We start from the raw sequence: 25740 nt of genomic DNA, 5'->3' as shown, positions 1-25740 counted from the left end.
CGACTGAACGCCACCCGAGCCGCACGCGCGACGCAGCGTCTCAAGGACTCGCCCATGACGGACTCATGCATCGGTACCTTCTCGGAACCCTCGGGCTCCCCGGACCCTTCACACCCTCCTCTCCCCCGCTCCCGCCCACCGCACCCGGCCTCCGCACCCACGGGCCCGCCGCTCGCCGACGCCGTCGACACCGCGCGCGAGAAGATCGCGATCATCGGAATCGGCTGCCGGCTGCCCGGCGGGGCGTGCGACCACCGGGCGTTCTGGCAGAACCTGGTCGACGGCAAGGACTGCATCACGCCGACCCCGCCCAGCCGTTACGACGTGGCCACCCTGGGCAGCCGGGACCGGGGCAAGCCGGGCCGGCTGGTCGGCGGCCGGGGCGGATACATCGACGGCTTCGACGAGTTCGACCCGGCCTTCTTCGGCATCAGCGGCCGCGAGGCCGATCACATGGACCCGCAGCAGCGGAAACTGCTGGAGGTGTCCTGGGAGGCGCTGGAGGACGGCGGGCAGAAACCGGCCGAGCTGGCGGGCCGTGAAGTCGGCGTCTACATCGGCGCGTTCACCCTGGACTACAAGATCGTCCAGTTCTCCGACCTCTCCTTCGAGACCCTGGCCCCGCACACCGCCACCGGCACCATGATGACGATGGTGTCGAACCGCATCTCGCACTGCTTCGACTTCCGCGGCCCCAGCGTCTCCATCGACACCGCCTGCTCCTCCTCCCTGGTCGCCGTCCACCTGGCCGCGCAGGGCCTGCTGCGCGGCGAGACCGACCTCGCACTGGCCGGCGGCACCCTGCTGCACATCGCGCCGCAGTACACGATCGCCGAGACCAAGGGCGGTTTCCTCTCCCCACGGGGCCGCTCCCGCACCTTCGACGCGGACGCCGACGGCTACGTACGCGCCGAGGGCGTCGCGGTCGTCGCCCTCAAGCGGCTCTCCGACGCCGTCCGGGACGGCGACCCGATCCACGCCGTCGTCATCGGCAGCGGCGTCAACCAGGACGGCCGTACCAACGGCATCACCGTGCCCAACCCGGACGCCCAGGTCGCCCTGATCGAACGGGTCTGCGCCCAGGCCGGGATCGTCCCCGGCAGCCTGCAGTACGTCGAGGCGCACGGCACCTCCACCCCGGTCGGCGACCCGATCGAGGCGAACGCGCTGGCCCGTGCCCTGGCGGTCGGGCGGCGGGCCGGGGACAAGTGCTACGTCGGCTCGGTCAAGACCAACATCGGGCACACCGAGTCGGCGGCGGGCCTGGCCGGGCTGATCAAGTCGGCGCTGGCGCTGAAACACCGGCTGATCCCACCGCACATCAACCTGGAGCGGCTCAACCCCGCGATAGACCCGGCCACGCTCCCCTACGAGATCCCCACCGAGCCCACCCCCTGGCCCGCGCACCAGGGGCCGGCCAGGGCCGGGGTCAACTCCTTCGGCTTCGGCGGCACCAACGCGCACGTCCTGCTGGAGGCGGCGCCCACTTCCGAGCCGAAGTCGCAGCCGCAACCGCAACCGCACGCCGCGGTGGAGTCCGAGCGCGCCGGGGAGCCCGTCTGGACCGTGCTTCCGCTCAGTGCCCGGGAAGCCGCCGCCCTGCCGGAGCTGGCCGCCGGCATCCAGGCCGAGCTGGCCGGGGTGCGGGGCGGTACCCCGGCCCGGCCCGCCGACCTCGGTCACACCCTGGCCCATCGCCGCCAGCACCACGGCGCCCGGCTCTCGGTCGTCTACGACTCCCGCGACACCGCCGCCCGCACCTCGCTGGACGAAGCGTTCACCGCGTACCTGCGGGGAGAACCACACCCTCGCGTCCTGACCGACCACCGCCGGGATCCCGGACACCGGCGCCTGTGCTGGGTGTTCACCGGCATGGGCCCGCAGTGGTGGGCGATGGGCCGCCGGCTCTTCGCCACCGAGCCGGTCTACCGGGAGGCCGTCGAGCGCTGCGCCGAGCACATCGCCGAGCTGACCGGCTGGTCGCTGACCGGGGAACTCGCCGCCGACGAGGCGCACTCCCGGATGGCCGAGACCTGGCTCGCCCAGCCCGCCAACTTCGCCGTCCAGGTCGGGCTGGCCGCGCTCTGGCGCAGTCGCGGGGTGCGGCCGGACGCGATCGTCGGCCACTCCACCGGTGAGGTCGCCGCCTTCCACGAGGCCGGTGTCCACGACCTGGCCGACGCGGTCAAGGTGGTCGTCCACCGCAGCCGCCTCCAGCAACAACTGGCCGGTACCGGTGGCATGCTGGCCGTCGCGCTCACCGAGGCCGAGGCCCGCAGGAGGCTGCGCCCCTACGGCGACACGGTGTCGGTGGCCGCGGTCAACAGCCCCGGCTCGCTCACCCTCGCCGGGGACACGGCGGCCCTCGCCGAGTTGGCCGCCTCGCTCACCGCCGAGCAGGTCTTCACCCGTCAGCTGTCCGTGGAAGTGCCGTACCACAGCGCCAAGATGGAGCTGATCAAGGGCGAGCTGCTGGAGTCGCTCGCCGATCTCAAGGCCCGTCCCGCCGTGGTGCCGCTGTATCTCACGGGCCGCGAGGGCACCGCCCACGGCACCGAACTGGACGCCGGGTACTGGTGGCACAACGTCCGGGACACCGTCCGCTTCCGCCAGGCGGTCGAGCGGCTCACCGACGACGGATACCGCCTCTTCGTGGAGATCGGCCCGCACCCGGTGCTCAGCCGGTCGATCGTCGAGACGGTCGAGGCCCGGTCCGCCGGGACGGCAGGTGACGCCTGGGGCGGGGACACGACGTCCCCCGAGGTGCGCACCCTGCCCTCGATCCGGCGTCACGAGGACGAACAGGGCACGTTCACCGCGTCGTTGGCCGCCCTGCACAACCTCGGGGTCGAGGTCGACTGGTCGGTGCTGCAGCCCACCGGGCGCGTGGTCCCGCTGCCGCGTCACCCGTTCCGCCGGGACCGGCACTGGGTCGAGCCCCGACCCGTCGCACAGGTCAGGCGGGGCCGGCTGGACCACCCGCTGCTCGGTCGCCGGCTGCCCGGCGCCGAACCGGCCTGGGAGGCCCGGCTGGACGCCGAGGCACTGCCGTATCTGGAGGACCACCGGATCCAGGGCACCGTGGTCTTCCCCGCCGCCGGGTTCCTGGAGATGGCCGTCCAGGCGGTGCGGACCCTGACCGGCGGCACCGACGCCGCGCTCGCGGACGTCGAGCTGCGCAAGGCGCTCTTCCTGCCCGACGGCGAGAGCCGCGCCGTCCACCTCACCCTCTCCACCGAACAGGGCGGCTTCACCGTGGCCACCCCCGCCGGGGACGGGACGGAGCGGGCCGTGCACGTCGTCGGCACCGTCCGGCCCGGACAACGCCGTTGCCCCGTACGGATGTTGGACACCACGGCGATCCGTGCGCGAGCCGTTCGCCGGCTGACGGGGCCGGACTGCTACGCGGAACTGGCCGCGCTCGGCTACCACTACGGCCCGGCGTTCCAGGGCATCGAGGAGGTCTGGGTCGGCCCCGGCGAGGCGTTGGCCCGGGTCCGCCCGACAGTGGCGGCCGTGGGGCGGGGCGTGGACCACCAGGTGCACCCGGTGGTGATGGACGCCTTCTTCCAGACCCTGCTGACACCCCAGCTGTCGACGACGGGGCAGGTCGGCGCGGGCATCCGGCTGCCGGTCGCCCTCGAGGAGGTCCGGCTGGACGCGATCGGCGACCGGTCGCTCTGGGTGCACGCGACCGTCGTCCGGGACACCGGCACCGAACTCCTCGGCGACCTCGCGGTGTACGACGAGGAGGGCGTGTCGCTCGGCGGGATCAACGGCTTCCGGGCCGCCGACGTCGAGCAGGCCGCCACCGCCGTCGGACCGGCGACCATCGACGGCTGGCTCGCCGAGCCGGTCTGGACGGAGCTGCCGGACGCCCCGGTGGCCACCGACGGCGCCGAGTCGGCCGCCGGGGACCAGGGCAACTGGCTGCTGTTGGCCGACCGCCGGGGCGTCGCCGCCGCGCTGGCCGAGCGGATCTCCGCGCGTGGGGGCAGCTGTGCGCTGGTCGTGCCGGGCAGCGGCTACCGGCCCGCCGAGGACGGTCGCCCGGCCACCGTCGAGCCCGGCTCCCCCTCCGACCTCGCCCGGCTCCTGGCCGACCGACGCGCCCACGGCCTGCCCGACCCCACCACGGTCGTCCACCTCTGGAACCTCGACCACCCGACCCTGGCACCCACCGCCCACACCAGCACTGACTCCCACGCCACCGCCCGCCCGAACACCGGCCCCGCCGACAGCACCGGCACCGTCGCCTACAGCCTCGTCCCCCTCGCCGCCCTCCTGTCGGCCGAACTGCCCGGCTGTCGGCTGCACATCGTCACCCGGTCCGCGCAGGCCACGACGGTCGGCGAGCACGTCGAACCGCTGGGCGCCCCCGCCTGGGGCATCGGCCGGGTGCTGCGGCACCAGGAGTTGCCGGGGCACCCCGGGAAGCTGGTCGACCTCGGGCCGGACGGGGAGGCCGGAGCCGAGGCGACCGCGCTGCTGCGTGAGTTCGCGGTCGACGACGAGACCGAGATCGCGCTGCGCCCCGGCCGCAGGCTCACCTGCCGACTGCGCCCCGCCGAGGGACTGAGCCTGCCCCTGCCGCCCAGCCTCCGCCCGGACGCCGCGTATCTGGTGACCGGTGCCTTCGGCGCGCTCGGCAGGCTGCTCTGCCGCACCCTCGTACGGCGCGGCGCCCGCCGACTGGTCCTGGTCGGCCGGGGCCCCCTGCCACCACGTGAGCGGTGGCGCGACCTCGACCCAGAGGGGCCGCAGGGACAACGCGTCGCCTTCCTGCGCGAGCTGGAGGCGCTCGGCGCCGAACCGATCCCGGTGACACTGGACATCACCGACGAGTCCGCCCTCGCCGCCTGGCTGGCCGACCACCGGCGTCTGGAGCGGCCGCCGATCCGGGGGGTCTTCCATCTGGCCGGGCAGGTCCGGGACACCCTGGTGGGCGACCTCGACCGGGAGATGTTCGACGCGGTGTACGAGCCCAAGGTGCTCGGTGCCCTGGCCCTGCACCGGCAGCTGGCCGGCGAACCGCTCGACCACTTCGTGCTGTTCGCCTCGATCGCCTCGCTGCTGACCACCGCCGGACAGACCAACTACGCCGCGGGCAACGCGTTCCTGGACGCGCTGGCCCACCACCGCCGGGCGCTCGGTCTGCCCGCGCTGAGCCTCGACTGGGGCCCCTGGGCCACCGGCATGATCGAGGAACTCGGGCTGATCGACCACTACCGGAACAGCCGGGGCATGAGCTCACTGGCCCCACGCACCGGAATGGCCGTGCTGGAACGCGTACTCGGGCAGGACCGGGCCCAGTTGCTGGTCGCCACCGTGGTGGACTGGCCGGTCTTCCTCGCCTGGTACCCGGCCCCGCCACCGCTGGTCGCCGAACTGGCGGCCACCGCCCGGGAGTCCGCGCCGACGACCGAACGGACCGGCCCGTTGGAGATGCTGCGGGCGGCCGGTGAGGCGGAGCGCCCCGCGCTGCTCACCGAGTGGTTCACCGCGCTGGTCGCCGGAGTGCTCCGGGTACCCGCCGAGCAGATCGCGGCGGACAGCGGGCTCGGCGGCCTCGGCCTGGACTCCCTCCTCGCGATGGAGCTGCGGGCCCGCCTCACCACCGAACTCGGCACCACCCTCCCGTTGGTGGCACTGCTCAGCGACGCCCCCGTGGCCGAGCTGGTCGCCCAACTGCACGGCGCACTGGTCGAGTTGCTCGACGAGGAGCCGCCCGACACGGACAGCGCCGGCATCGAGCGGTACGAGGACGAGACGGCGTATCCGCTGACGCAGAACCAGAAGGCGCTCTGGTTCCTCAAACAGCTCGACCCGGACGGCTTCGCCTACAACATCGGTGGCGCGGTCGAGGTCCGGGTGGAGCTGGAACCCGAGCTGATGGCCGCCGCCTTCCGGGCCATGGTCGAGCGGCACCCCGGTCTCCGGGCGAACTTCGTACTCGACGGCGGCCGGGCGGTGCAGCGGATCTCCGCCTCGGTGGAGCCCGACTTCGGGGTCCTCGACGTCGAGCACCTGGACTGGGACGAGATCCACGCGATGATCGTCCGCGAGTACCGCCGACCGTACGACCTGGAGCGCGATCCGCTGGTGCGGTTCCGGCTGTTCCGGCGCGGCCCGGCCCGGTGGGTCATCATGAAGGCGGTCCACCACATCGTCTCGGACGCCATCTCCACCTTCACCTTCATCGAGGAACTCCTCGCGGTCTACGAGGGGTTGCGGCGGGGCAGGACGCCCGAGCTGCCCCCCGTCACCGCGCGCTACCTGGACTTCCTCAACCACCAGACCGAGTTCCTGGCCGGCCGCGAGGCGTCGCGGATGCTCGACTACTGGCGCGCGCACCTGCCGGCCGAGGTCCCGACCCTCAACCTGCCCGTCGACAAGCCGCGCCCGGCGGTGCAGACCCACAACGGCGCCTCCGAGTTCTTCGTCCTGAACGAGGAACTCAGCGCCCGCGTGCACGCCCTGGCCCGCGAGCACAACGTCACCGTCTTCATGGTGCTGCTCAGCGCCTACTACCTGCTGCTGCACGCCTACTCGGGGCAGGACGACATCATCGTCGGCAGTCCGGTGACCGGCCGTACGGACGAGAGGTTCGCCGGCGTCTACGGCTACTTCGTCAACCCGCTGCCGCTGCACGTGTCGCTGGCCGACGAGCCGACCGTGGCCGAGCTGCTGGACCGGGTGCGCACCACCGTGCTGGGCGGGCTGGACCACCAGGAGTACCCGTTCGTGCTGCTGGTGGAGAAGCTGGGGCTGCAGCACGACCCGAGCCGCTCGGCGGTATTCCAGGCGATGTTCATCCTGCTCCATCACAAGGTCGCCGCCGAGAAGTACGGCTACCGCCTGGAGTACATCGAACTCCCCGAGGAGGAGGGGCAGTTCGACCTCACCCTGTCCGCGTACGAGGACGAGGCGGAACACCGGTTCCACTGTGTCCTGAAGTACAACACCGACCTGTTCGAACCGGAGACCATGACCCGGCTGGCCGGGCACTACGTCAACCTGCTGGAGGGGCTGACCAGGGCCGTCCCGGAGCGCGCGGCGACCGGGCTGGAGCTGCTCGGCCGCGAGGAACGGGCGCTGGTCCTCGGCAGCTGGAGCGGCGCGGACCGCCGGGTGCCGTACGGGACGCCGGTGCACGAGCTGATCCTGCGCGCGGCGGCGGCCGACCCCGAGGCGCTCGCGGTGGTGATGCCGGACCGCTCCGGTGACTCCGACCGCCTCACCTATGGCGCACTGGCCGAGCGCTCGGCGCGGGCCGCCGCCCGGCTGCGGGCACTGGGCGCCGGCCCCGGCGCCGTGGTGGCCCTCTGCATGGAGAAGTCGCCCGAGCTGATCGTCGCCCTGCTCGCCGTGCTCCGCACCGGCGCCGCCTATCTGCCCCTCGACCCGGCCGACCCGCCCGACCGGCTGTCCCACCTGGTCCGCAACGCCGGAGCCGAACTCGTCGTCGGCGACGATCGGGACCGGCTCGGAGCACTACCGGCCCGCTCGGTGACCGCGCCCGAACTCCACGCGCCCCCGTCCCCCACAAGCACGGACGAGGTGAAGGAGGCGGCGGAGTACTCCGACGTCCCGGTGGTTCCGGACGACCCGGCCTACGTCATTCACACCTCCGGTTCCTCCGGCCGACCCAAGGCCGTGCGGGTCTCGCACGGCAATCTGGCCTCGGCGTACCAGGCCTGGCGGACGGAGTACCGGCTCGACACGGAGGCGCGGATCCACCTGCAGATGGCCGCCCCCTCCTTCGACGTCTTCACCGGTGACGTCGTACGCGCCCTCTGCTCGGGCGGCTCCCTGGTGCTGGTCGGCCGGGACGTCCTGTTCGACACCGCGCGGCTGCACGAGGTGATGCGCGCCGAGCGGGTGGACACGGCGGAGTTCGTCCCGGCGGTGGTCCGCCTCCTGGTCGAGCACTGCGAACGCTCCGGCCTGCGGCTGGACTTCATGCGGCTGCTGGTGGTCGGCTCGGACCTCTGGAAGGTCGAGGAGTACGAGCGGCTGCGCGCGCTGTGCGGGCCGGGGACCCGGCTCGTCAACTCCTACGGGCTCACCGAAACCACCGTCGACAGCGCGTACTTCGAGGGGCCGGTGGAGGGGCTGGAGCCCGGCGGGACGGTCCCGATCGGACGGCCGTTCCCCAACAGCGCCTGCTATCTGCTCGATCGGCACGGCCGTCCCGTTCCGCCGGGTGTGACCGGCGAACTGTGGATCGGCGGCTCGGGGGTCGCACTCGGCTACGCGGGCGACGAGGAGCGCACCGCCCGCCGGTTCACCACCCTGCCGCTGGGTGGCGCCGACGGCACCGAGCCTGTCCGGCTCTACCGCACGGGCGACCTGGCGCGCTGGGACACGGACGGCTGTCTGCATCTGCTCGGCCGGGCCGACGCGCAGATCAAGGTGCGCGGACACCGGATCGAGCCGGGCGAGATCGAGAGCCGGCTCGCCGAGTGGCCCGAGCTGAAGAACGCGGTGGTCACCGTCCGTGCCGATCGCAGCGGGGAGAAGGTGCTCTGCGCCTACTGCGTGCCGGCCCCCGGCCGGACCCTCGACCGGCGCGCGCTGCGTCGCCGACTGGCCGGCAGCCTGCCGACGTTCATGATCCCGACCCACATCACCGAACTGCCCGCGCTCCCCCTCACCGCCAACGGCAAGGTGGACCTGGCCGCGCTGCCCGCCCCGGCGGCCGAGACGGAGGACCGGGACGCCGAGCCGCCCGCCACCCTCTACGAGATCCGGATGGCCGCGCACTGGCAGGCGCTGCTGGGCATCGAGAAGCCCGGTCTGCGGCACGACTTCTTCGAGTCGGGCGGCTCCTCGATCAAGTTGATCGAGCTGATCCACGGCCTGCAGAGCGAGTTCAACATCGCCGTCCCGGTCAGCCGGCTGTTCGAGGTCACCACCCTGCACGGTATGGCGCGGACCGTCGAGCACATCATCACGGGCCGGATCGAAGGCGGTAGGCCCTACCTCTGGTTCAACGGGAAGCAGCCGAGCACCCTCTTCTGCTTCCCGCCGGCCGGCGGCCACGGTCTGGTGTACCGGCAGTTCGCGGCGCACCTGCCGGAGTACCGGCTGGTCGCGTTCAACTACGTGACGGGGGACGACAAGGTCGACCGGTACGCGGACCTCGTGGAGTCGCTCCAGCCGGAGGGGCCCTGTGCCCTGCTGGGGTACTCGCTCGGCGGCAATCTCGCCTTCGAGACGGCCAAGGAACTGGAGCGGCGCGGACGGACGGTGGCCCATGTGGTGATCGTGGACTCGCACCGGATCGCGGAACCCTTCGACCTCGCCGACGAGCACATCGAGGTGTTCGAGCGTGAGCTCGCGGAGCATCTGCGGCGGCACACCGGTTCGGCCGTGGTCGCCGAGGAGACCCGCGCACACGCCCGTGACTATCTCAGGTTCTGCGGCCGTACGCCCAACCTCGGGGTGGTCGCCGCCACGATCGCCGTGATCGCCGACGCCGAGAAGGCGGCGCTCCACGAGGCCGGGCACGACGGTGCCTGGCACGGCAGTTCGACCACCGGGACGACCGTCGTCCAGGGTCTCGGCACCCACGCCGAGATGCTCGACGGCGAGTTCGTCGCCCACAACGCCGGGCTCGCCCGGTCGATCCTCGACGCGGGAGCAACCCATGCGCCCTGAGACCGCCCTGCCCTACCCCTTCGAACCCCGTGGCCTCGAACTTCACCCCGCCTACGCCGAGTTGCGCGCCCAGCCGCTGGCCCGGATCAGGATGCCGTACGGCGACGGCGCCTGGCTGGTCACCCGGTACGAGGACGTACGGGCGGTACTGGCCGACCCCCGGTTCAGCCTGGCCGCGGCGATGGGCCGGGACCAGCCCCGGATGCGTCCGGTGGCCCGGACCGGCGCCGGTCTGTTCTCCACCGAGCCGCCCGAGCACACCCGGCTCCGGTCGCTGGTGGCCCGGGAGTTCGGTGTACGCCGGGTCGAGCGGCTGCGGGCCCGGGCCGTCGAGCTGGCCGACGAACTGCTCGACGGGATCGTCGCGGCGGGCCAACCGGCCGATCTGGTCGAGGACTTCGCGATCCCGATGCCGACCACCATCATCTGCGAGGTGCTCGGCCTGCCCGCCGAGGACCACCGGATGCTCTGGGCCTGGGCCGAGACGGTGCTCTCCGCCGTCACACCCGGCGAGGTGCTCGCCACCGAGGGCCGGGCGTTCATGGACTACATGACGGATGTGCTGGAGCTGCGGAGCCGTGAGCCCGGCGACGACCTGCTGACCACGCTGGTGCGGGCCTGCCGGGAGCAGAAGCTGATCGCCGAGGAGGAGTTGCTCTCGATCGCCTGCGACCTACTGATCGCCGGTTTCGTCTCCACGACCAACCAGATCGGCAACTTCTTCCACCAACTCCTTTTCAATCCGGCGGAGTTGGTCCGATTGCGGGAGCGGCCGGAGCTGATCCCCAGGGCGGTCGAGGAGCTGATGCGGTACGTGCCGCTGCTCACCGGCTTCAGCCTGCCCCGGTACGCGACCGCCGACGTCGAGCTGGGCGGGGTCACCGTGCGCGCCGGCGAGGCGGTGATGATCGCCACGGCGGCCGCCAACCGCGATCCGGAGGTCTTCCCGGAGCCGGAGCGCCTCGTCCTGGACCGCCCGGCCAATCCGCACATCGGCTTCGGCCACGGCGTGCACTACTGCGTCGGCGCGCACCTGGCCCGGCTGGAGCTCCAGGTGGCGATCGAACGGGTCCTGGCCCGGCTCCCCGGCCTGCGGCCGGCCGTCCCCGAGCACGCCCTGCGCTGGAAGCAGGACGCGATGGTGAACGGCCTCCAGTCACTTCCGGTCGCCTGGTGAGCGGGCGCCCGGACCACCACCCGTACGACCGGCCAGGACCACGAGAGACGGGAAGGGAGAGGCACTTGGCACGCCGACGCGAAACCATGATCATCATCGGCGGAGGTCTCGGCGGTCTGTCCACCGGGTGCTACGCCCGGATGAACGGCTACCGGACCCGGATCTTCGAGATGCACGAGATCCCCGGCGGCTCGTGCACCGGCTGGGAGCGTGGCGACTTCACCTTCGACTGGTGCGTCAGCTGGCTGCTCGGCAACGGACCGGGCAACGAGATGTACCAGATCTGGCTCGAACTGGGGGCGCTCCAGGGCAAGGAGATGCGGCACTTCGACGTGTTCAACATCGTCCGGGGCCGGGACGGCCGGGCGGTGCGGTTCTACTCCGACCCCGACCGGCTGGAGGCCCATCTCCTCGCCCTCTCGCCGAGGGACAGCGCGCCGATCCGTGAGTTCTGCGCCGGCGTCCGGACCTTCCGCAAGGCGCTCGCGGTCTACCCGTTCCTCAAGCCCGTGGGACTGATGAGCCGCAGGGAGCGATGGCGGATGATGGCCTCGTTCGCCCCGTACTTCGCCACCATCCGCAGGTCGATCACCGTACTGATGACCGACTACGCGCAGCGGTTCCACGATCCGCTGCTGCGCGAGGCGTTCGACTTCATCCTCTACGAGAGGCATCCGGCCTTCCCGGTGCTGCCGTTCTACTTCCAGCTGGCCTCGCACGCCAACCGGGCGGCCGGGGTGCCCGAGGGAGGCTCGCTGGGGCTCGCCCGGTCGGTCGAGGAGCGCTACCGGGGGCTCGGCGGCGAGATCACCTACAACGCCAAGGTCGAGGAGATCCTGGTGGAGCGGGACCGCGCGGTGGGCGTGCGACTCAGCGACGGGCGGGAGCATCGCGCGGACATCGTGGTCTCGGCGGCCGACGGTCACACCACGGTGATGAAGCTGCTCAAGGGCCAGTACCTGAACGACACCTACCGCAGGCTCTACACCTCGCTCATCGACCAGCCCGGCCAGCTCTCCCCCGGATACGTCTCCCTCTTCCTGGGGTTGCGCAGGCCGTTCCCGGACGGCGACCCCTGCACCACCTACCTGCTGACGGAGCGTCAGGCGAGCGGGCTGACCGGGATCCGCTGCCCCTCCATGAACGTGCAGTTCCGCACCCGGCACTATCCGGAGCTGGCCCCGCGCGGGTCCACCGTGGTGTTCGCTACGTACTTCTCGGACATCGCCCCCTGGCGTGCGCTGCACCGGGGCCCGGAGCAGTCCCCCCGGGTGCGGCGCGGGCAGGAGCTGCACACGCTGCCGGTCAGGCACGGCAAGGAGTATCTGACCGCCAAACGCCGGGTCCGGGCCGGCATCGTCTCCTTCCTCGACGAGCGGTTCCCCGGCTTCGCGGACGCGGTGGCCGTCGCCGACGTCTCGACCCCGCTCACCCAGGTCCGCTACACCGGCGTCTACGACGGCACCTTCCCCGGCTGGAACCCGTTCGTGGAGGGCGCGGAGACCCTGGAGGACGAGATCAGGCGGAGCGGCCCGGTGCTGCCGGGGCTGTCGAACTTCTACCTCTCCGGGGTCTGGGCGACGATCGGCGGCCTGATCCGCGCGGCGGCGGCCGGGCGGCACGTCATGCAGTTCGTCTGCCGGGACGACGGCCTGGCCTTCACGGCCGAGATCGACCGGAGCGCGCCACCACCCACCCATCTGGTCATTCCCGTGGGAGACGCGGAGGCCGTCGAGACAGGAGCCCGCACATGAGGATCGAGAAGTGGGTCGTCCGTGAGCACCTGGGCGGGGTGCCCGACGTCGACCGGATCTACGAGAAGGTGGTCGAGGAGGTCGAGATCGCCCTTCGCCCCGACGAGATGCTGCTGCGCACCCGGTACGTCTCGGTCGACCCGTACCAGAACGGGCTCGCGCTGGAGACGCCGCTCGGCCACCACATGGGCGGGGACTCGATCATGGAGGTGCTGGAGGCGGGCCCGGAGGCCCGGTTCCGGGTCGGCGACCTCGTGCAGGGCTTCGGCGGCTGGCGCAGCCACGTCGTCCACGACGGCGCCGAGGAGGTGTGGCGCACAGGTGTCTTCCCGATGGTCCTCCCGGCCTATCGCCGGCTCGACCCGGACGCGTACGACGAAGTGCTGCCCCTGTCCACGGCGCTCAGCGTCATGGGCGCGCCCGGGATGACCGCCTGGGGCACGTTCACCAGGTTCCTGGCCGTGCGCCCCGGCGACACCGTGGTGATCAGCGGGGCGTCCGGTTCGGTCGGTTCCCTGGTGGGCCAGTTGGCACGACGGGCGGGCGCCGGGCGGGTGGTGGGCACGACCTCCTCCCCGGGCAAGGCCGCGTACCTGCGCGAACTCGGTTTCGACGAGGTGGTGCTCTACGACCGGGCCGACGACGCGGAGAAGGTGCGCCAGGCGCTGCTGCTCGCCGCCCCCGACGGGGTGGACCGTTACTTCGACAACCTCGGCGGGACGATCACCGACGCCGTGTTCACCATGCTCAACGTGGACAGCCGGGTGGCCGTCTGCTGGCAGTGGGCCACCACGGTGAACGGCGAACTGACCGGACCGCGGCTGCTGCCGTACATCATGTTCCCGCGCACCACGATCCGGGGGATCTTCGCCCAGGAGTGGTTCACGGAACCGCTGTTGGCGGCCATGCACGGGGACCTGGGCGACCTGGTCCGCGGCGGCGCGATCCGCTACCACCAGACCGTCCACCACGGCTTCGACGCCATCCCGCACGCGTACCGGACCCTTTATTTGGACCGGGAGGGGACCCGGGGCAAGGTCTTGATCGAACTCTGACGGACCGAGGCCGACGCCGGCGTGATCGGTGTGTACGCGTCTCGATGGTGACGCCGTGCTCGAGAATGACCGAAGGCCGGTTTCGGATGCCCCCGAAACCGGCCCTGATCTGCGACTGTCTCCAGTCGGGACGACAGGATTTGAACCTGCGACCCCTTGACCCCCAGTCAAGTGCGCTACCAAGCTGCGCCACGTCCCGATGCCCGTCTGACCTGGGGTTTCCCCTGGCTGAACGTGCACCGAAACAATACCGCACTCGGGCCCGTGGTCGCGCACGCGTTTATCGGCGCGAGGGATGAAAAGGGGCGCCGCCAGGGGCGAGGCGGGGCGACCGAAGGGGCCTCCGACGCCGCCGCTTGACCTGAAGTTTGGTTGAGGTTGCAGGCTCTTCCGCATGACAACGACGACGTACGGGTTCACGGAGCTGCCCGAGCTGATGGGGCTGATGACGGGCGCGGAGAAGCACGGACCGGCGGCCACCTCGACGCTGGACGTGCTGTGGGTGCTCTACGACCGGGTGCTGCGGGTGGGGCCGGAGCGGATGGAGGACCCCGAGCGGGACCGGTTCCTGCTGTCGAAGGGCCACGGGCCGATGGCGTACTACGCGGTCCTCGCCGCGAAGGGCTTCCTGCCGGTCGAGTGGCTGCCCGGCTTCGGTTCGTACGACTCACCGCTCGGCCACCACCCGGACCGGGTGCTGGTGCCGGGCGCGGAGATCGGCAGCGGCTCGCTCGGGCACGGCCTGCCGATCGCGGTCGGGACGGCCCTCGGGCTGCGGGCCCAGGGACGGCTCGACCCGGCGGTGTGGGTGCTGGTCGGGGACGCGGAGCTGGACGAGGGCAGCAACCACGAGGCGATCGCGTACGCCGGTCCCGCCGGGCTCGACCGGCTGCACACCGTCGTGATCGACAACTCCTCCGCCAGCCATGCGCGGCCGGGCGGGATCGCCGCGCGGTTCGAGGTGGCGGGCTGGTCCGCCGAGACCGTGGACGGGCGCGACCACGACGCGCTGCACGCCGCCTTCACCACGCCGCACCCGGGACGGCCCCGGGTCGTGGTGGCCCGGGTCGAGCCGAAGAACGCCTGAACCCGCCCCCAGAAGCCACGCAACCACCCTGGAAGGACGAAGACTTCATGGACACCATGCGTGACCGTTTCGCGCCCGTCGTCACCGGCATGCTCGACGAGGATCCCCGCGTCGCGGTGGTCCTCGCCGAGATCGGCCGGGACGGCTTCGTGGAAGCGACGCGCCGCCATCCGGACCGGGTGATCAACGTCGGCATCCGGGAGCAACTGCTGATCGGCGCGGGTGCGGGCCTGGCGCTGGCCGGGATGCGGCCCGTGCTGCACACCTTCGCGAGCTTCCTCGTCGAACGGCCCTTCGAGCAGGTGAAGCTGGATCTGGGGCATCAGGACGTGGGCGCCGTGCTGGTCAGCGCCGCCGCGTCCTACGACTGGCCCGCCGGCGGCTTCACCCACATGGCACCCGGCGACGTGGCCGTCCTGGACACGCTCGACGGGTGGACCGTGCACGTGCCGGGACATCCCGACGAGGCCGAGACGCTGCTCCGGCACGCGGTCGGCGCGGGCGAGGGCAAGGACGACAAGGTGTACGTACGGCTGTCCGCGCACTCCAACGAGCAGGCGCTCCCGGTGGACGGAGAGCGGTTCCTCACCGTGCGGGAGGGGCGCCGCGGGGTCGTCGTCGCCGTCGGGCCCCTGCTCGACGCCGTCCTCGCGGCCACGGAGGGGCTCGATGTGACCGTGCTGTACGCATCGACCGTGCGCCCGTTCGACTCGGCCGCGTTGCGCGGGGCCACCGACGCGGCCGGCGCGGACGTGGTCCTCGTCGAGCCCTACCTGGCGGGCACGTCGACGGCTGCCGCCAACGACGCGCTCGCGCACGTCCCGCACCGCGTGCTCGGGCTGGGGGTGGGCCGACGCGAACTGCGGCGCTACGGGCAGCTCGGGGAGCACGTGGCCGCGCACGGGTTGGACGCGGCCTCGCTGCGCGAACGGATCACGGGGTTCCTGCGGTAGCGGTACGCACGGGCCGGGGCGACTCAGTCGGCGGCCGGCAGCCCCAACTCGGGGTAGGCGTCGAGGAGTTTCGTCGGTGCCGCCTGGCGCCAGGAGTCGGCGAGGACGTCGCGCAGCTCGGCCTCGTCCTCCAGGGCGGACAGCCGCACCCGCACCCAGGCGAACCCCGCCTCGTGGTCGGCGATCCAGAACTTGCCGGGCTCGGCGAGGACCAGTTCGTCGCGCTCCACCTTGGGACAGCGCACGGCCATGGACGTCTCGTCCTCCGGCAGGGTCGCGAACATCTTCCCCGCCACCCGGAAGGTGGGCATGCTCCAGGCGACCTTCTCCGTACTGTCGGGCAGGGAAAGGGCGACACGTCGTACGTCTTCTGCGTCGGGCATGCAACGCACGGTAGCGCCGACCACTGACAAGCACCTCACCCCGCCGCCTCCCCCAGCGCCTCCAGCACCTGTCGGATCAGCGGGTGCCCCTCCGCGCCACGGCGTACGGCGGCGAAGACGCGGCGCGTGGGGGCCACACCGTCGACGGGGCGTACGACCACGCCCGTGAGGTCCGTGCCGCGCAGCGCCGAGCGGGGTACGAGGGCGACTCCCGCGTCGGCGGCGGCCAGGGCGACCACGGCGCGGAAGTCGTCGGAGGAGTGTTCGAGACGCGGCTGGAAGCCGGCGTTCTCGCAGGCCAGGACGACGACGTCATGGCAGGGGTTGCCGGGATAGGGGCCGATCCAGGGGTCCTTGGCCAGTTCGGCGAGCGGCACCTCGGCCGCGTCGGCGAGGCGGTGGCTGACGGGCACGACCGCGTCGAACGGCTCGGCGTACAGCGCGACATGGGTGAGCCGGGGGTCGTCGGCGGCCGGCGCGCCCCGGTACTCGACAGCCACGGCGATGTCGACCTGCCGGTCCAGGACCATCGGCAGACTCGCGTCGCCCTCGGCGTCCTGGACGCGGAGGCGGATGCCGGGCGCGGACTCGGCGAGGCGGGCCAGCGCGGGTGCCACGACCTGGGCGATCCCGGTGGCGAAGGAGGCGACCGTGACGGTGCCGGCCTCGCCCGAGCTGTACGCGGCCAGTTCCGCCGCCGCCTGTTCCAGCTGGGCGAGGACCGCGTTGGTGTGGCCGAGCAGGATCTCGCCGGCCGGGGTCAGCCGTACGCCCTTCGCGCCCCGCTCGACCAGACGGTGACCCGTCTCCTGTTCCAGCGCGGTGAGCTGCTGGGAGACGGCGGAGGGGGTGAGGTACAGCGCGGCGGCAGCCGCCGTCACCGTGCGGTGGTCGGCCACCGCACGAAGGATGTGGAGCCGCCGCGCTTCGATCATGGGATCGATTCTCTCAAATGCCCGCTTTCCCCCTGAACCGGTCCGCCCGGAGGACCGCCCCGGGCTCCGGCTCAGGCCTCCAGCTCGGCCCGTGCCGCCACGAACGCGTCCACCGCCCGGTGCACGTCCGCCGTCGAGTGCGCGGCGGAGAGCTGGACGCGGATGCGGGCCTGGCCCTGCGGGACGACCGGGTAGGAGAAGCCGATCACATAGACGCCGCGCTCCAGGAGCAGCTCGGCCAGGCGGCCCGCCTTCGCCGCGTCGCCGATCATGACCGGGGCGATGGGGTGATCGCCGGGAAGGATGTCGAAGCCCTCCTCGGTCATACGGCGGCGGAACAGCGCCGTGTTCTCGGCGAGGCGGACGCGCAGGTCGTCGGCCGACTCCAGCAGGTCGAGCACCTTCAGGGAGGCCGCCGCGATCACCGGGGCGAGCGTGTTGGAGAAGAGGTACGGGCGGGAGCGCTGCCGCAGCAGGGCGACGATCTCGGCGCGGGCGGCGACGTAGCCGCCGGAGGCGCCGCCGAGGGCCTTGCCGAGGGTGCCGGTGATGATGTCGACGCGGTCCATGACGCCGTGCAGCTCGGGGGTGCCGCGGCCGCCGGGGCCGGTGAAGCCGACGGCGTGGGAGTCGTCGACCATGACCATGGCGTCGTGCCGGTCGGCGAGGTCGCAGATCTCGCGGAGGGGCGCCACATAGCCGTCCATCGAGAAGACGCCGTCGGTGACGATCAGCTTGCGGCGAGCGCCGCCCTCGGCCGCCTCCTTCAACTGCCGTTCCAGGTCGGCGAGATCGCGGTTGGCGTAGCGGAAGCGGCGGGCCTTGGAGAGCCGGATGCCGTCGATGATCGAGGCGTGGTTGAGGGCGTCGGAGATCACCGCGTCCTCGGGGCCGAGCAGGGTCTCGAAGACGCCGCCGTTGGCGTCGAAGCAGGAGGAGTAGAGGATCGTGTCCTCTTGGCCGAGGAACGCCGACAGCCGCGCCTCCAGTTCCTTGTGCACCTCCTGCGTACCGCAGATGAAGCGGACGGAGGCCATGCCGTAGCCCCAGCGGTCGAGCGCCTCGTGGGCGGCGGCGATCACCTCGGGGTGGTCGGCGAGGCCGAGGTAGTTGTTGGCGCAGAAGTTGAGGACCTCACCGGGCCGGCCGCCGGCGGTGACCGCGACGGTCGCCGACTGCGGACTGCCGATGACCCGCTCCGGCTTGTGCAGCCCGGCGGCACGGATCTCGTCGAGGGTGGTGCGCAGATCGTCGCGCACGGAGTCGAACATCGGGAAGCTCCTAGGGTGCGATGAAGAGCGAGTGAGCCGAAGGGGCGCGCCTGTGTCGAGAGGGCGAACGCGCGGAGGCCCGACGAAGGAGGGTCGAGCACGATCGGCCTCTCGACACAGGCTTTGGCGCCCCGGAGGCGAACCGAGCCAAAATTCAAACAGCCCAGTCGAGGATGACCTTGCCGCCGTTGCCGCTCGCCGCGTCCGCGAACGCGGCCTCGTGGTCGCGGTAGCCGTAGCGGCCGGTGATGACGGGGGCGAGGTCGAGGCCGCCCTCCAGGAGCACCGTCATCGCGTACCAGGTCTCGAACATCTCGCGGCCGTAGATCCCCTTGATGGTGATCATGGACGTGACGACGCGGGACCAGTCGACGGCGAACTCCTCGGACGGCAGGCCGAGCATGGCGATCCGGCCGCCGTGGGTCATGTTGGCGATCATGTCGCGCATCGCGGCGGGGTTGCCGGACATCTCCAGGCCTATGTCGAAGCCCTCGCGCAGGCCGAGGGTCCGCTGCCCGTCGGCGATGGTCGACTCCCGCACGTCGAGCGCGAGGCTGACCCCGATCTTGCGGGCGAGTTCCAGCCGGTCCTCGCTGACGTCCGTGACCACGACGTGCCGGGCGCCGGCGTGCCGGCCGACGGCGGCGGCCATCAGACCGATGGGGCCCGCCCCGGTGATCAGGACGTCCTCGCCGACCAGCGGGAAGGACAGCGCGGTGTGGACGGCGTTGCCGAACGGGTCGAAGATCGCGGCCACGTCGAGGTCGACGGGGACCCGGTGCACCCAGACGTTGGTCGCGGGCAGGGCCACGTACTCGGCGAAGGCGCCGTCGCGGCCGACGCCGAGGCCCACGGTGGCACGGCACAGGTGACGGCGGCCGGCGAGGCAGTTGCGGCACTTGCCGCACACGAGGTGGCCCTCGCCGCTGACCCGGTCGCCGACCCGGATGTCGGTGACGGCACGGCCGGTCTCGACGACCTCGCCGACGAACTCGTGGCCGGCCACGAGCGGGGTGCGGATGGCCTGCCGGGCCCAGCCGTCCCAGGCCCGGATGTGCAGGTCGGTGCCGCAGATCCCGGTCCGCAGGACCTTGATCAGTACGTCACCGGGGCCGATCTCGGGCTCCGGGACGTCGACGAGCCACAGCCCGGGCTCCGCCTTCTCCTTGACCAGCGCCTTCACGCTACGGCTCCTGTGGGGTGCGCCCCCGGCGCAGGACATGACGAACGGACCCGTACCGGGGAGAGGGGTGGGATCGCCGATCAATCTGCCGCACGCCGGCACCCCGGGTCCATCGAGGTTTTCTTAACCTCCGCCGCAGCTTTCCTTCACACCCGCGCCTACACCCGCACCTCGCCCGGCACCAGGAAGCGCGATCTGGATCGCCGACGGGTGGCCTCCCCTCGGCGATCCCCTCGGCGATCCGCCATGAAGTGCCGCGCGTTTCCCCGGTCAGGGGAACGCCTCCCGTCCCCCGATGCGGGCGGCGAGTTCCGCGGCCATCGACTTGATGGTCTCCAGGCCCGCCCGGCCCCAGGGGCGCGGCTGTACGTCCATGACGCAGACCGTGCCGAGGGCGATGCCCGTCCGGTCGAGGAGGGGCGCGCCGAGGTAGGAGCGGATGCCGTGGTCATCGACGACGGCGTTGCCGGCGAACTTCGGGTACTCGCGCACGTCTTCGAGGACGAGCCCTTTGCGGCGGACCACCACGTACGGGCAGAACCCGTGGTCACGGGCGAGGCGGCGATCGACGCCGAGCAGCGTGGTGTCCGCCGTGGGCTGTGCCGACACATGCAGGCCGGCGAAGAACTGCCGTTCCCCGTCGATGAAATTGACCGTCGCGTACGGCACCGCGGCGACCTCCGCGAGCCGGTCCGCGAAGGCGTCGAAGGCGGGTTCGGCGTACTCGCCGAGCCCCAACGACCGCAGCCGCGACACGCGTTCGGGGGCGTCCCGGTCCTCGGGGGTGAGCAGCAGCCGGCCGACCGGACGCGGCGGGTCGTACGTCACGTGTGGGCTCCGTGGCTCGGCAGCTGGGCCGGGGTGTGGGCGAGGAGGTGCCGTACGAGGGTGAGCAGGGTCTGCACGCCCGAGCTGGAGATACGGGCGTCGCAGCAGACGACGGGGATCTCCGGGTCGAGGTCGAGGGCCGCCCGCACCTCGTCGGCGTCGTAGCGGTAGGAGCCGTCGAACTCGTTGATGGCGACGATGAAGCCGAGGCCGCGTTGTTCGAAGAAGTCGACGGCGGCGAAACAGTCCTCCAGGCGGCGCGTGTCGGCGAGGATGACCGCGCCGAGGGCGCCTTCGGAGAGTTCGTCCCACATGAACCAGAACCGCTGCTGTCCGGGCGTGCCGAACAGGTAGAGCACATGGCGCGGGTCGAGGGTGATACGGCCGAAGTCCATCGCGACGGTCGTCTCGACCTTGTTCTCGATGCCGTCGAGATTGTCGGTGGCGGCGCTCACGGTGGTGAGCAGTTCCTCCGTGCTCAGCGGCGCGATCTCGCTCACCGCGCCGACGAAGGTCGTCTTGCCGACCCCGAACCCTCCCGCCACCAGGATCTTGAGTGCGGTGGGGAAGGGGTCAGAGCTGTCGTCGTAGTCCATCGAGCACTGCCTCCAGAAGAGACCGGTCTGTCGGGTTGTGGTGGAAAACCGGGGGCTTGGTGGTGAGGGCTCCGCAGTCGACGAGGTCGGACAGCAGCACCTTGGTGACCGTCGCCGGCAACTTCAGGTGTGCGGCGATCTCGGCGACCGAGACGGGTGCCCGGCACAGGTCGAGTGCGGTCGCGTGCTCGGGGCCCAGATAGCCGAGGGGGGTCGCCCCGGTGGCCATCACCTGTGAGAGGAGATCGAGCGCGGTGGTCGGCCGGGTCCGGCCGTTGATGACGGTGTAGGGGCGCACCAGGCGCCCGGCGGCGTCGTCGTACAGGGGTCCGTCGCCGGCCGCGGGCACGGTCAAGGCCTCATCGCGGAGGGTTCGACGGCTTGCCGGGGCTGGGTGACCAGGTACGGGCGGACGCTCTTGACCAGCATCGCCATCTCGTAGCCGAGGACGGCGGCGTCGGCCTCGCGCCCGGCGAGCACGGCGAGGCAGGTGCCGGAGCCGGCGGTGGAGACGAACAGCAGGGTCGAGTCGAGTTCGACGACGACCTGGCGGACGTCGCCGCCGTCGCCGAAGCGGACGCCCGCGCTGCGTCCCAGGGAGTACAGGCCGGAGGCCAGGGCGGCCATGTGGTCGGCGCTGTCCGGGTCGAGGCCGTGGACCGACTTCACCAGCCCGTCGCAGGAGAGCAGCACCGCGCTCGTGGTGTGCGGTACGCGCTGGACGAGGCCGCTCATCAGCCAGTCGAGGTCGGATACATGGCCGGTCGGCGCTTCGCTCGCCATGGTGGATCGACTCCTTGGGGTGCGTTGGTCTGCGGGAGCGCAGGGGGTGGGGGCCGTGGTGGGGGTGGTGAGGGGCGTGGTCATCCGGCCGGTGTGCTCCCGTCCTGCCGGGGCGTGAGGTCGTGGGCCGCGTCGCGGGCCGACGGGGGTACGGCTATGGGGGCGCCGCCCCTGGGGTGTCCGCCCAGGGGCTGTGCGGCGTCCTTGTGGGGTGCGTCCATGTGGGCCAGCTCCATGTGGAGTGCGTCGGCGGCGTCGGCGCCACCGTGGGGTGCCGGGCGCGGGTGGCCCGTGTTCGGGCTCGTGCGCGGCTGTCCCGTGTCGATGCGGGACGCGGCGTCGGGGGCGGGGGGTGGGAAGTCGGCCGGGGATGCGAGGTCCGCGGAGGAGGCGCGGTCCGTGCGGGAACCGAAGTCCGCGGACGGTTTGCGGTCCGTGCGGGAACCGAAGTCCCCGGAGGATGCGCGGGAACCGAGGTCCGTCGGGGACGCGAGGTCCGCGCCGGACGTGAAGTCCGTCGAGGCCGTGTCCAGGGTGGAGGTGTCCCAGTCGGAGTTCTCCATCTGGCGTGCCTCGGCGAGTCCGATGCCGCGCTGGAAGGCGGCCATCAGCCCGGGGTCGTGCCCGATGTAGTGGTCCGGGTCCTGGCGGGGCGTGGGCGCGGGGCCGCCGCGGAGCTGGGGCACGATGTGCTGCTGGGCGCGGCGGCGGGGCAGTTGCGGCTTGCCCATGGTGCCGCGGACGGCGCCGCCGACCCGGGGGGTCGGGGGCGTCCCGGCGTTCTCCGCGACGGTCCGCCGGTCGTCGGGGCGGATGCCGGGCACGGCCTCGGCCGGGTTGGGCCGCTCCGCCCGGGCGCCGCGCACCGGCAGGGGGGTCGGGCCGGTGCCGCCCCTGCCCGAGCCCTGCTGGCCGCTGCCCCGGCCGGGGCCCTGCTGCCGGGGCACGGTGGCGCGCGGGGGGTTGGGGGCGCCGCGGTGGCCGGGCTCGGGACGCGTGGGCTGCGCGGGGGCCGGACGGCCGGGCCGGTCGTCCGGGTGCGCGGCGCGGGCGGATCCGCCCGTGGTCGGGCGGTCGGTGGAGCCGGGGGCGGACGCCCTCGGGGGCGTGGCGGACGACGTGTGGTGCGGCCCGGCGGCCCGGCGTGCGCCGGTGTGCTGCTCGGGGACGGCGTGGGTCTGCGGCAGGGTCTGCGGCAGGTCGCCGGGCTCGCCGCCGAGGAGCCCCTGGGGGACGACGAACGCGGCCTGGACCCCGCCGTAGATGTTGCTCTGGAGGCGGACCTGGATGCCGTGGCGGCGGGCGAGCTGGGAGACGACGAAGAGGCCGATGCGGCCGTCCTGGAGGAGGCTGGCGACGTTGACCTGGTCGGGGTCGGCGAGCAGGGCGTTCATCTTGTTCTGCTCGGTGACGGGCATGCCGAGGCCGCGGTCCTCGACCTCGACGGCGAGGCCGGAGGTGACGAGGTTGGCGCGGAGCAGGACCTGGGTGTGCGGGGCGGAGAACACCGTGGCGTTCTCGACGAGTTCGGCGAGGAGGTGGATGACGTCGGCGACGGCGTGCCCGCGCAGGGTGCCGTCGACCGGGGGCACCAGCTTGACCCGGGAGTACTGCTCGACCTCGGCGATCGCGGAGCGCAGCACCTCGGTCATGGAGACGGGGTTGCTCCACTGGCGGCGGGAGACGGCGCCGCCGAGGACGGCCAGGTTCTCGGCGTGGCGGCGGATGCGGGTGGCGAGGTGGTCGACGTGGAAGAGGCCCTTGAGCAGGTCCGGGTCCTCGATCTCGTTCTCCAGGTCGTCGAGGATCGAGATCTCGCGCTGGACGAGGGACTGGAGTCGGCGGGCCAGGTTCACGAAGACTTCGAGCTTCTGCTCGCTGCCGGCGTGGCTGGAGAGCTGAGAGGCCTGGACGACGGCGGTGACGGCGCTGTCGTGCGCGCGGGCGAGGTCGGCGGCGAGCGGCTCGAAGTCGTCGGCGCCGGCGGTGTTTCTGACGCGGGGCCCGCGCGCGGGCGGCTGCTCTCCGCGCCGGAGCGCGTCGACCAGGGAGCGCAGGTCGTCCTCGCTCTTGCTGCTGGCCTGACGCAGGCTGCCCAGCCGTTCGCGCACGGACTTGGCGGTGCGCCCGGCGGCCACGGCACCGATCGCGATGCCGGCGAGGGCCACGGCGGCGGCTCCGGCGAGGACGGCCCACAGGGTGAGGCTGGGCCGGGCGCCGCCGGCGCGGAAGGTGAAGAGGACGGCCGCGCAGGCGCTGAGGGCGACCGCGGTGGGGGGCAGGACCGCGAGGCGCACCAGCTGTGGCCGTATGTGGATCTCGGGCAGCGAGGGGACGGCGGCGCGGGCGGCCGATCGCCCGTGCCGCCCGCCCTCACGGCGGTCTGCGCGGGCGGCCGGTGCGCGAAGGTGAGACATCAGCGTCCTCGTACTGGTCCGTCTGGGGTGTGGGGGGTGCCGCGTCTGGGCGACTTGGGCATGCGCCATCGCGTGTCGGTCGCGAGAGTCGAAGAATTCGGCACAGCGTCGCCCGACGGCAACTCACAGTAGTCGCCAACGCGTCATGTGCGGTGCGCAGTTGACAAAGACTGCCGCAATGCTTCCCGCTCTGGTATGAGGCTTCGTGCGACAGTCCGATAATTCTTCGGACGCTTGTTCTTAACGGATTCTTTTTACGCCCGAATTTCGATCAGATTTGCGCAGAACGGGTCGGCAAAAGACGTCGAGGGTCGGGGAGCACGGTGCTCCCCGACCCTCGACGTCCATCGAAAAATCACCCTGTCGGGAGAATTCCCGACCGGTTTCTCAGCCTTCCGCCACCAGGTCCAGCCGCTCCCCCACCGGGGGCCAGGCGGCCCAGCCGCCGACCGGCTGCTGCGAGACCGCGCGCCACCACGGATCCACCGGCGGGGTGTTCTTCGGCTCGAACGGCTCCCCCGGCCGCGGCGCGGCCATCGTGACCCCCGCGCCGTGGGTGGCCCACATCATGCGCTCGCCCGGCTCCGCCCAGGCGTGCAGGGCCAGGTTGAACGTCGCCCAGTGGATAGGCATCATCACGCCGCCGGGTTCGCCGCCCTGGAGATCGAGGTGGGTCCGCAGCCCCTCGTCGGGCGTCATGTGGATGTCGGGCCAGTACTCCGAATACGCGCCCACCTGGATCATGGTCAGGTCGAACGGGCCGTGCGCGGCGCCGATGTCCTTGAAGCCCTCGAAGTACCCGGTGTCGCCGCTGTGGTAGATCCGGTGCTCGTCACCGGCGACCACCCAGGAGGCCCAGAGCGTGTGCTGGGTGTTGCGCAGGCCCCGGCCGCAGAAGTGCCGGGCGGGGGTCGCGGTCAGGGTGAGGCCGCCGACCTTGGTGGCCTCGTGCCAGTCCAGCTCGCGGATCCGGTCCGCGGAGACACCCCAGTGCTCCAGATGGGCGCCGACGCCGAGGGGCACCGCGAAGAGCGTGTCCGTGCCCGCCAGCTCCTTGATCGAGGGCATGTCGAGGTGGTCGTAGTGGTCGTGCGAGATGACGACGACGTCCACCGGGCCGAGCGAGGCCAGGGGCAGCGGTACGGGGTGCAGCCGCTTGGGCCCGGCGAAGGCGAACGGGGAGCAGCGCTCGCCCCAGACGGGGTCGAAGAGCACCCGGTGGCCGTCGATCTCGGCGAGCACGCTGGAATGTCCCATCCAGGTGGTGCGCAACCCGCTCGCCGGGGGCCGGGCCAGGTCGGCGAGGGTCGTGGAGTGCACGGGGATCAGCCCCGCCGGGGCCCGCCGGACCCGCTCGTCCTTGCGGAAGTAGCTCTTCGCCATCTCCACGGCGGCGCCCCCGGAGGGGCGCACCTGGGCACTCTCGGGGTTCACGAAGACCCCGTTCGCGAAATGCGGGGATCTGCGGATCCGCTCCAAACGGGCACCGCTCGGATCCGCGCCGAAGGCGGCGGGCCGCGCCGCGCGCAGCGCCGAGCTCAGAGAACGGGATCCGGAACCGGACACGGCACCTCCAGGTGGATTCGCTCAGGCATCCCATTATGGGCCGCCCCTCCGACAACGCCGGGTCCGACTGTCCCCGCACGGTGCAATAC

General features: G+C 72.2%; 16 protein-coding genes and 1 tRNA gene. 6 read left to right on the top strand and 11 right to left on the bottom strand.

All coding sequences use genetic code 11. From position 1 onward, the window contains the following. The first annotated feature begins 54 nt into the window (after positions 1 to 54). The 4 genes from L3078_RS39190 (at position 55) to L3078_RS39175 (ending at position 13649) form a co-directional block, all read left to right on the top strand. Complete coding sequence (locus tag L3078_RS39190; protein WP_239758964.1) at positions 55 to 9663, top strand: non-ribosomal peptide synthetase/type I polyketide synthase; 9609 nt, start codon at positions 55 to 57, stop codon at positions 9661 to 9663. Then, positions 9653 to 10840 (top strand): cytochrome P450, encoded by a 1188-nt coding sequence (locus tag L3078_RS39185; RefSeq protein ID WP_239758962.1) that lies wholly within the window; start codon positions 9653 to 9655, stop codon positions 10838 to 10840. Before L3078_RS39190 ends, L3078_RS39185 begins: the two co-directional genes overlap by 11 nt. A gap of 86 nt (positions 10841 to 10926) precedes the next feature. Then, entirely contained in the window at positions 10927 to 12594 is a 1668-nt protein-coding gene (locus L3078_RS39180) for a phytoene desaturase family protein (RefSeq protein ID WP_239760659.1), read from the top strand. After that, the gene (locus tag L3078_RS39175) at positions 12591 to 13649 is read left to right on the top strand and encodes an MDR family NADP-dependent oxidoreductase (protein ID WP_239758960.1); all 1059 of its coding nucleotides are present in this window, start codon (positions 12591 to 12593) and stop codon (positions 13647 to 13649) included. The genes L3078_RS39180 and L3078_RS39175 overlap by 4 nt, the downstream gene beginning before the upstream one ends. A gap of 125 nt (positions 13650 to 13774) precedes the next feature. Here the strand turns inward: L3078_RS39175 and L3078_RS39170 are convergent. Then, positions 13775 to 13848: transfer RNA gene (locus tag L3078_RS39170), tRNA-Pro, on the bottom strand. 195 nt (positions 13849 to 14043) lie between these two features. Here L3078_RS39170 and L3078_RS39165 point away from each other — a divergent pair. Both L3078_RS39165 and L3078_RS39160 read left to right on the top strand, forming a co-directional pair. Beyond that, a complete protein-coding gene (locus L3078_RS39165; protein WP_239758958.1) occupies positions 14044 to 14736 on the top strand; it encodes a thiamine pyrophosphate-dependent enzyme in 693 nt (230 codons plus the stop codon). A gap of 47 nt (positions 14737 to 14783) precedes the next feature. Next, a complete protein-coding gene (locus L3078_RS39160; protein ID WP_239758957.1) occupies positions 14784 to 15689 on the top strand; it encodes a transketolase family protein in 906 nt (301 codons plus the stop codon). A 23-nt stretch (positions 15690 to 15712) separates the two neighbouring features. On the opposite strand, the gene L3078_RS39155 is transcribed toward L3078_RS39160, so the two are convergent. The 10 genes from L3078_RS39155 to L3078_RS39110 all read right to left on the bottom strand — a co-directional run bounded on the left by L3078_RS39155 (position 15713) and on the right by L3078_RS39110 (position 25651). After that, a complete protein-coding gene (locus L3078_RS39155; RefSeq protein ID WP_239758955.1) occupies positions 15713 to 16072 on the bottom strand; it encodes an MmcQ/YjbR family DNA-binding protein in 360 nt (119 codons plus the stop codon). 35 nt (positions 16073 to 16107) lie between these two features. Then, positions 16108 to 17007, bottom strand: coding sequence for a LysR family transcriptional regulator (locus tag L3078_RS39150; protein ID WP_239758953.1), 900 nt, complete (start codon positions 17005 to 17007; stop codon positions 16108 to 16110). Between the two features lie 71 nt (positions 17008 to 17078). After that, positions 17079 to 18278, bottom strand: a complete 1200-nt coding sequence (locus tag L3078_RS39145; RefSeq protein ID WP_239758952.1) for a glycine C-acetyltransferase — start codon at positions 18276 to 18278, stop codon at positions 17079 to 17081. Positions 18279 to 18432: 154 nt separating this feature from the next. Then, a complete protein-coding gene (gene tdh / locus L3078_RS39140; RefSeq protein WP_239758950.1) occupies positions 18433 to 19461 on the bottom strand; it encodes an L-threonine 3-dehydrogenase in 1029 nt (342 codons plus the stop codon). 270 nt (positions 19462 to 19731) lie between these two features. Further along, complete coding sequence (locus L3078_RS39135; RefSeq protein WP_239758949.1) at positions 19732 to 20289, bottom strand: GAF domain-containing protein; 558 nt, start codon at positions 20287 to 20289, stop codon at positions 19732 to 19734. Then, on the bottom strand, positions 20286 to 20885 hold the full coding sequence (locus L3078_RS39130) for a GTP-binding protein (RefSeq protein WP_045556838.1): 600 nt from the start codon (positions 20883 to 20885) through the stop codon (positions 20286 to 20288). The genes L3078_RS39135 and L3078_RS39130 overlap by 4 nt, the downstream gene beginning before the upstream one ends. Beyond that, positions 20863 to 21234: a DUF742 domain-containing protein gene (locus L3078_RS39125; RefSeq protein ID WP_239760658.1), complete on the bottom strand. Its 372-nt coding sequence runs from the start codon at positions 21232 to 21234 to the stop codon at positions 20863 to 20865. Before L3078_RS39125 ends, L3078_RS39130 begins: the two co-directional genes overlap by 23 nt. A gap of 2 nt (positions 21235 to 21236) precedes the next feature. Continuing rightward, positions 21237 to 21668, bottom strand: a complete 432-nt coding sequence (locus L3078_RS39120) for a roadblock/LC7 domain-containing protein (RefSeq protein WP_239758947.1) — start codon at positions 21666 to 21668, stop codon at positions 21237 to 21239. An 80-nt stretch (positions 21669 to 21748) separates the two neighbouring features. Further along, positions 21749 to 24085, bottom strand: a complete 2337-nt coding sequence (locus tag L3078_RS39115) for an ATP-binding protein (protein WP_239758945.1) — start codon at positions 24083 to 24085, stop codon at positions 21749 to 21751. Positions 24086 to 24472: 387 nt separating this feature from the next. After that, positions 24473 to 25651: an MBL fold metallo-hydrolase gene (locus tag L3078_RS39110; RefSeq protein ID WP_239758943.1), complete on the bottom strand. Its 1179-nt coding sequence runs from the start codon at positions 25649 to 25651 to the stop codon at positions 24473 to 24475. Positions 25652 to 25740: the final 89 nt, after the last annotated feature.

Origin of the sequence: Streptomyces deccanensis, from assembly GCF_022385335.1 — a bacterium.
GTDB classification, from domain to species: Bacteria; Actinomycetota; Actinomycetes; order Streptomycetales; family Streptomycetaceae; genus Streptomyces; species Streptomyces deccanensis.
This window is presented reverse-complemented; position numbering and strand designations above follow the sequence as displayed.

What these genes read in the sequence shown, in the direction of transcription:
- L3078_RS39130 (WP_045556838.1), bottom strand. Translation starts at nt 20,885, where the DNA reads ATGGACTACGACGACAGCTCTGACCCCTTCCCCACCGCACTCAAGATC.
- L3078_RS39175 (WP_239758960.1), top strand. Translation starts at nt 12,591, where the DNA reads ATGAGGATCGAGAAGTGGGTCGTCCGTGAGCACCTGGGCGGGGTGCCC.
- L3078_RS39150 (WP_239758953.1), bottom strand. Translation starts at nt 17,007, where the DNA reads ATGATCGAAGCGCGGCGGCTCCACATCCTTCGTGCGGTGGCCGACCAC.
- L3078_RS39155 (WP_239758955.1), bottom strand. Translation starts at nt 16,072, where the DNA reads ATGCCCGACGCAGAAGACGTACGACGTGTCGCCCTTTCCCTGCCCGAC.
- L3078_RS39185 (WP_239758962.1), top strand. Translation starts at nt 9,653, where the DNA reads ATGCGCCCTGAGACCGCCCTGCCCTACCCCTTCGAACCCCGTGGCCTC.
- L3078_RS39120 (WP_239758947.1), bottom strand. Translation starts at nt 21,668, where the DNA reads ATGGCGAGCGAAGCGCCGACCGGCCATGTATCCGACCTCGACTGGCTG.
- L3078_RS39180 (WP_239760659.1), top strand. Translation starts at nt 10,927, where the DNA reads ATGATCATCATCGGCGGAGGTCTCGGCGGTCTGTCCACCGGGTGCTAC.
- L3078_RS39145 (WP_239758952.1), bottom strand. Translation starts at nt 18,278, where the DNA reads ATGTTCGACTCCGTGCGCGACGATCTGCGCACCACCCTCGACGAGATC.
- L3078_RS39190 (WP_239758964.1), top strand. Translation starts at nt 55, where the DNA reads ATGACGGACTCATGCATCGGTACCTTCTCGGAACCCTCGGGCTCCCCG.
- L3078_RS39115 (WP_239758945.1), bottom strand. Translation starts at nt 24,085, where the DNA reads ATGTCTCACCTTCGCGCACCGGCCGCCCGCGCAGACCGCCGTGAGGGC.
- L3078_RS39160 (WP_239758957.1), top strand. Translation starts at nt 14,784, where the DNA reads ATGGACACCATGCGTGACCGTTTCGCGCCCGTCGTCACCGGCATGCTC.
- L3078_RS39165 (WP_239758958.1), top strand. Translation starts at nt 14,044, where the DNA reads ATGACAACGACGACGTACGGGTTCACGGAGCTGCCCGAGCTGATGGGG.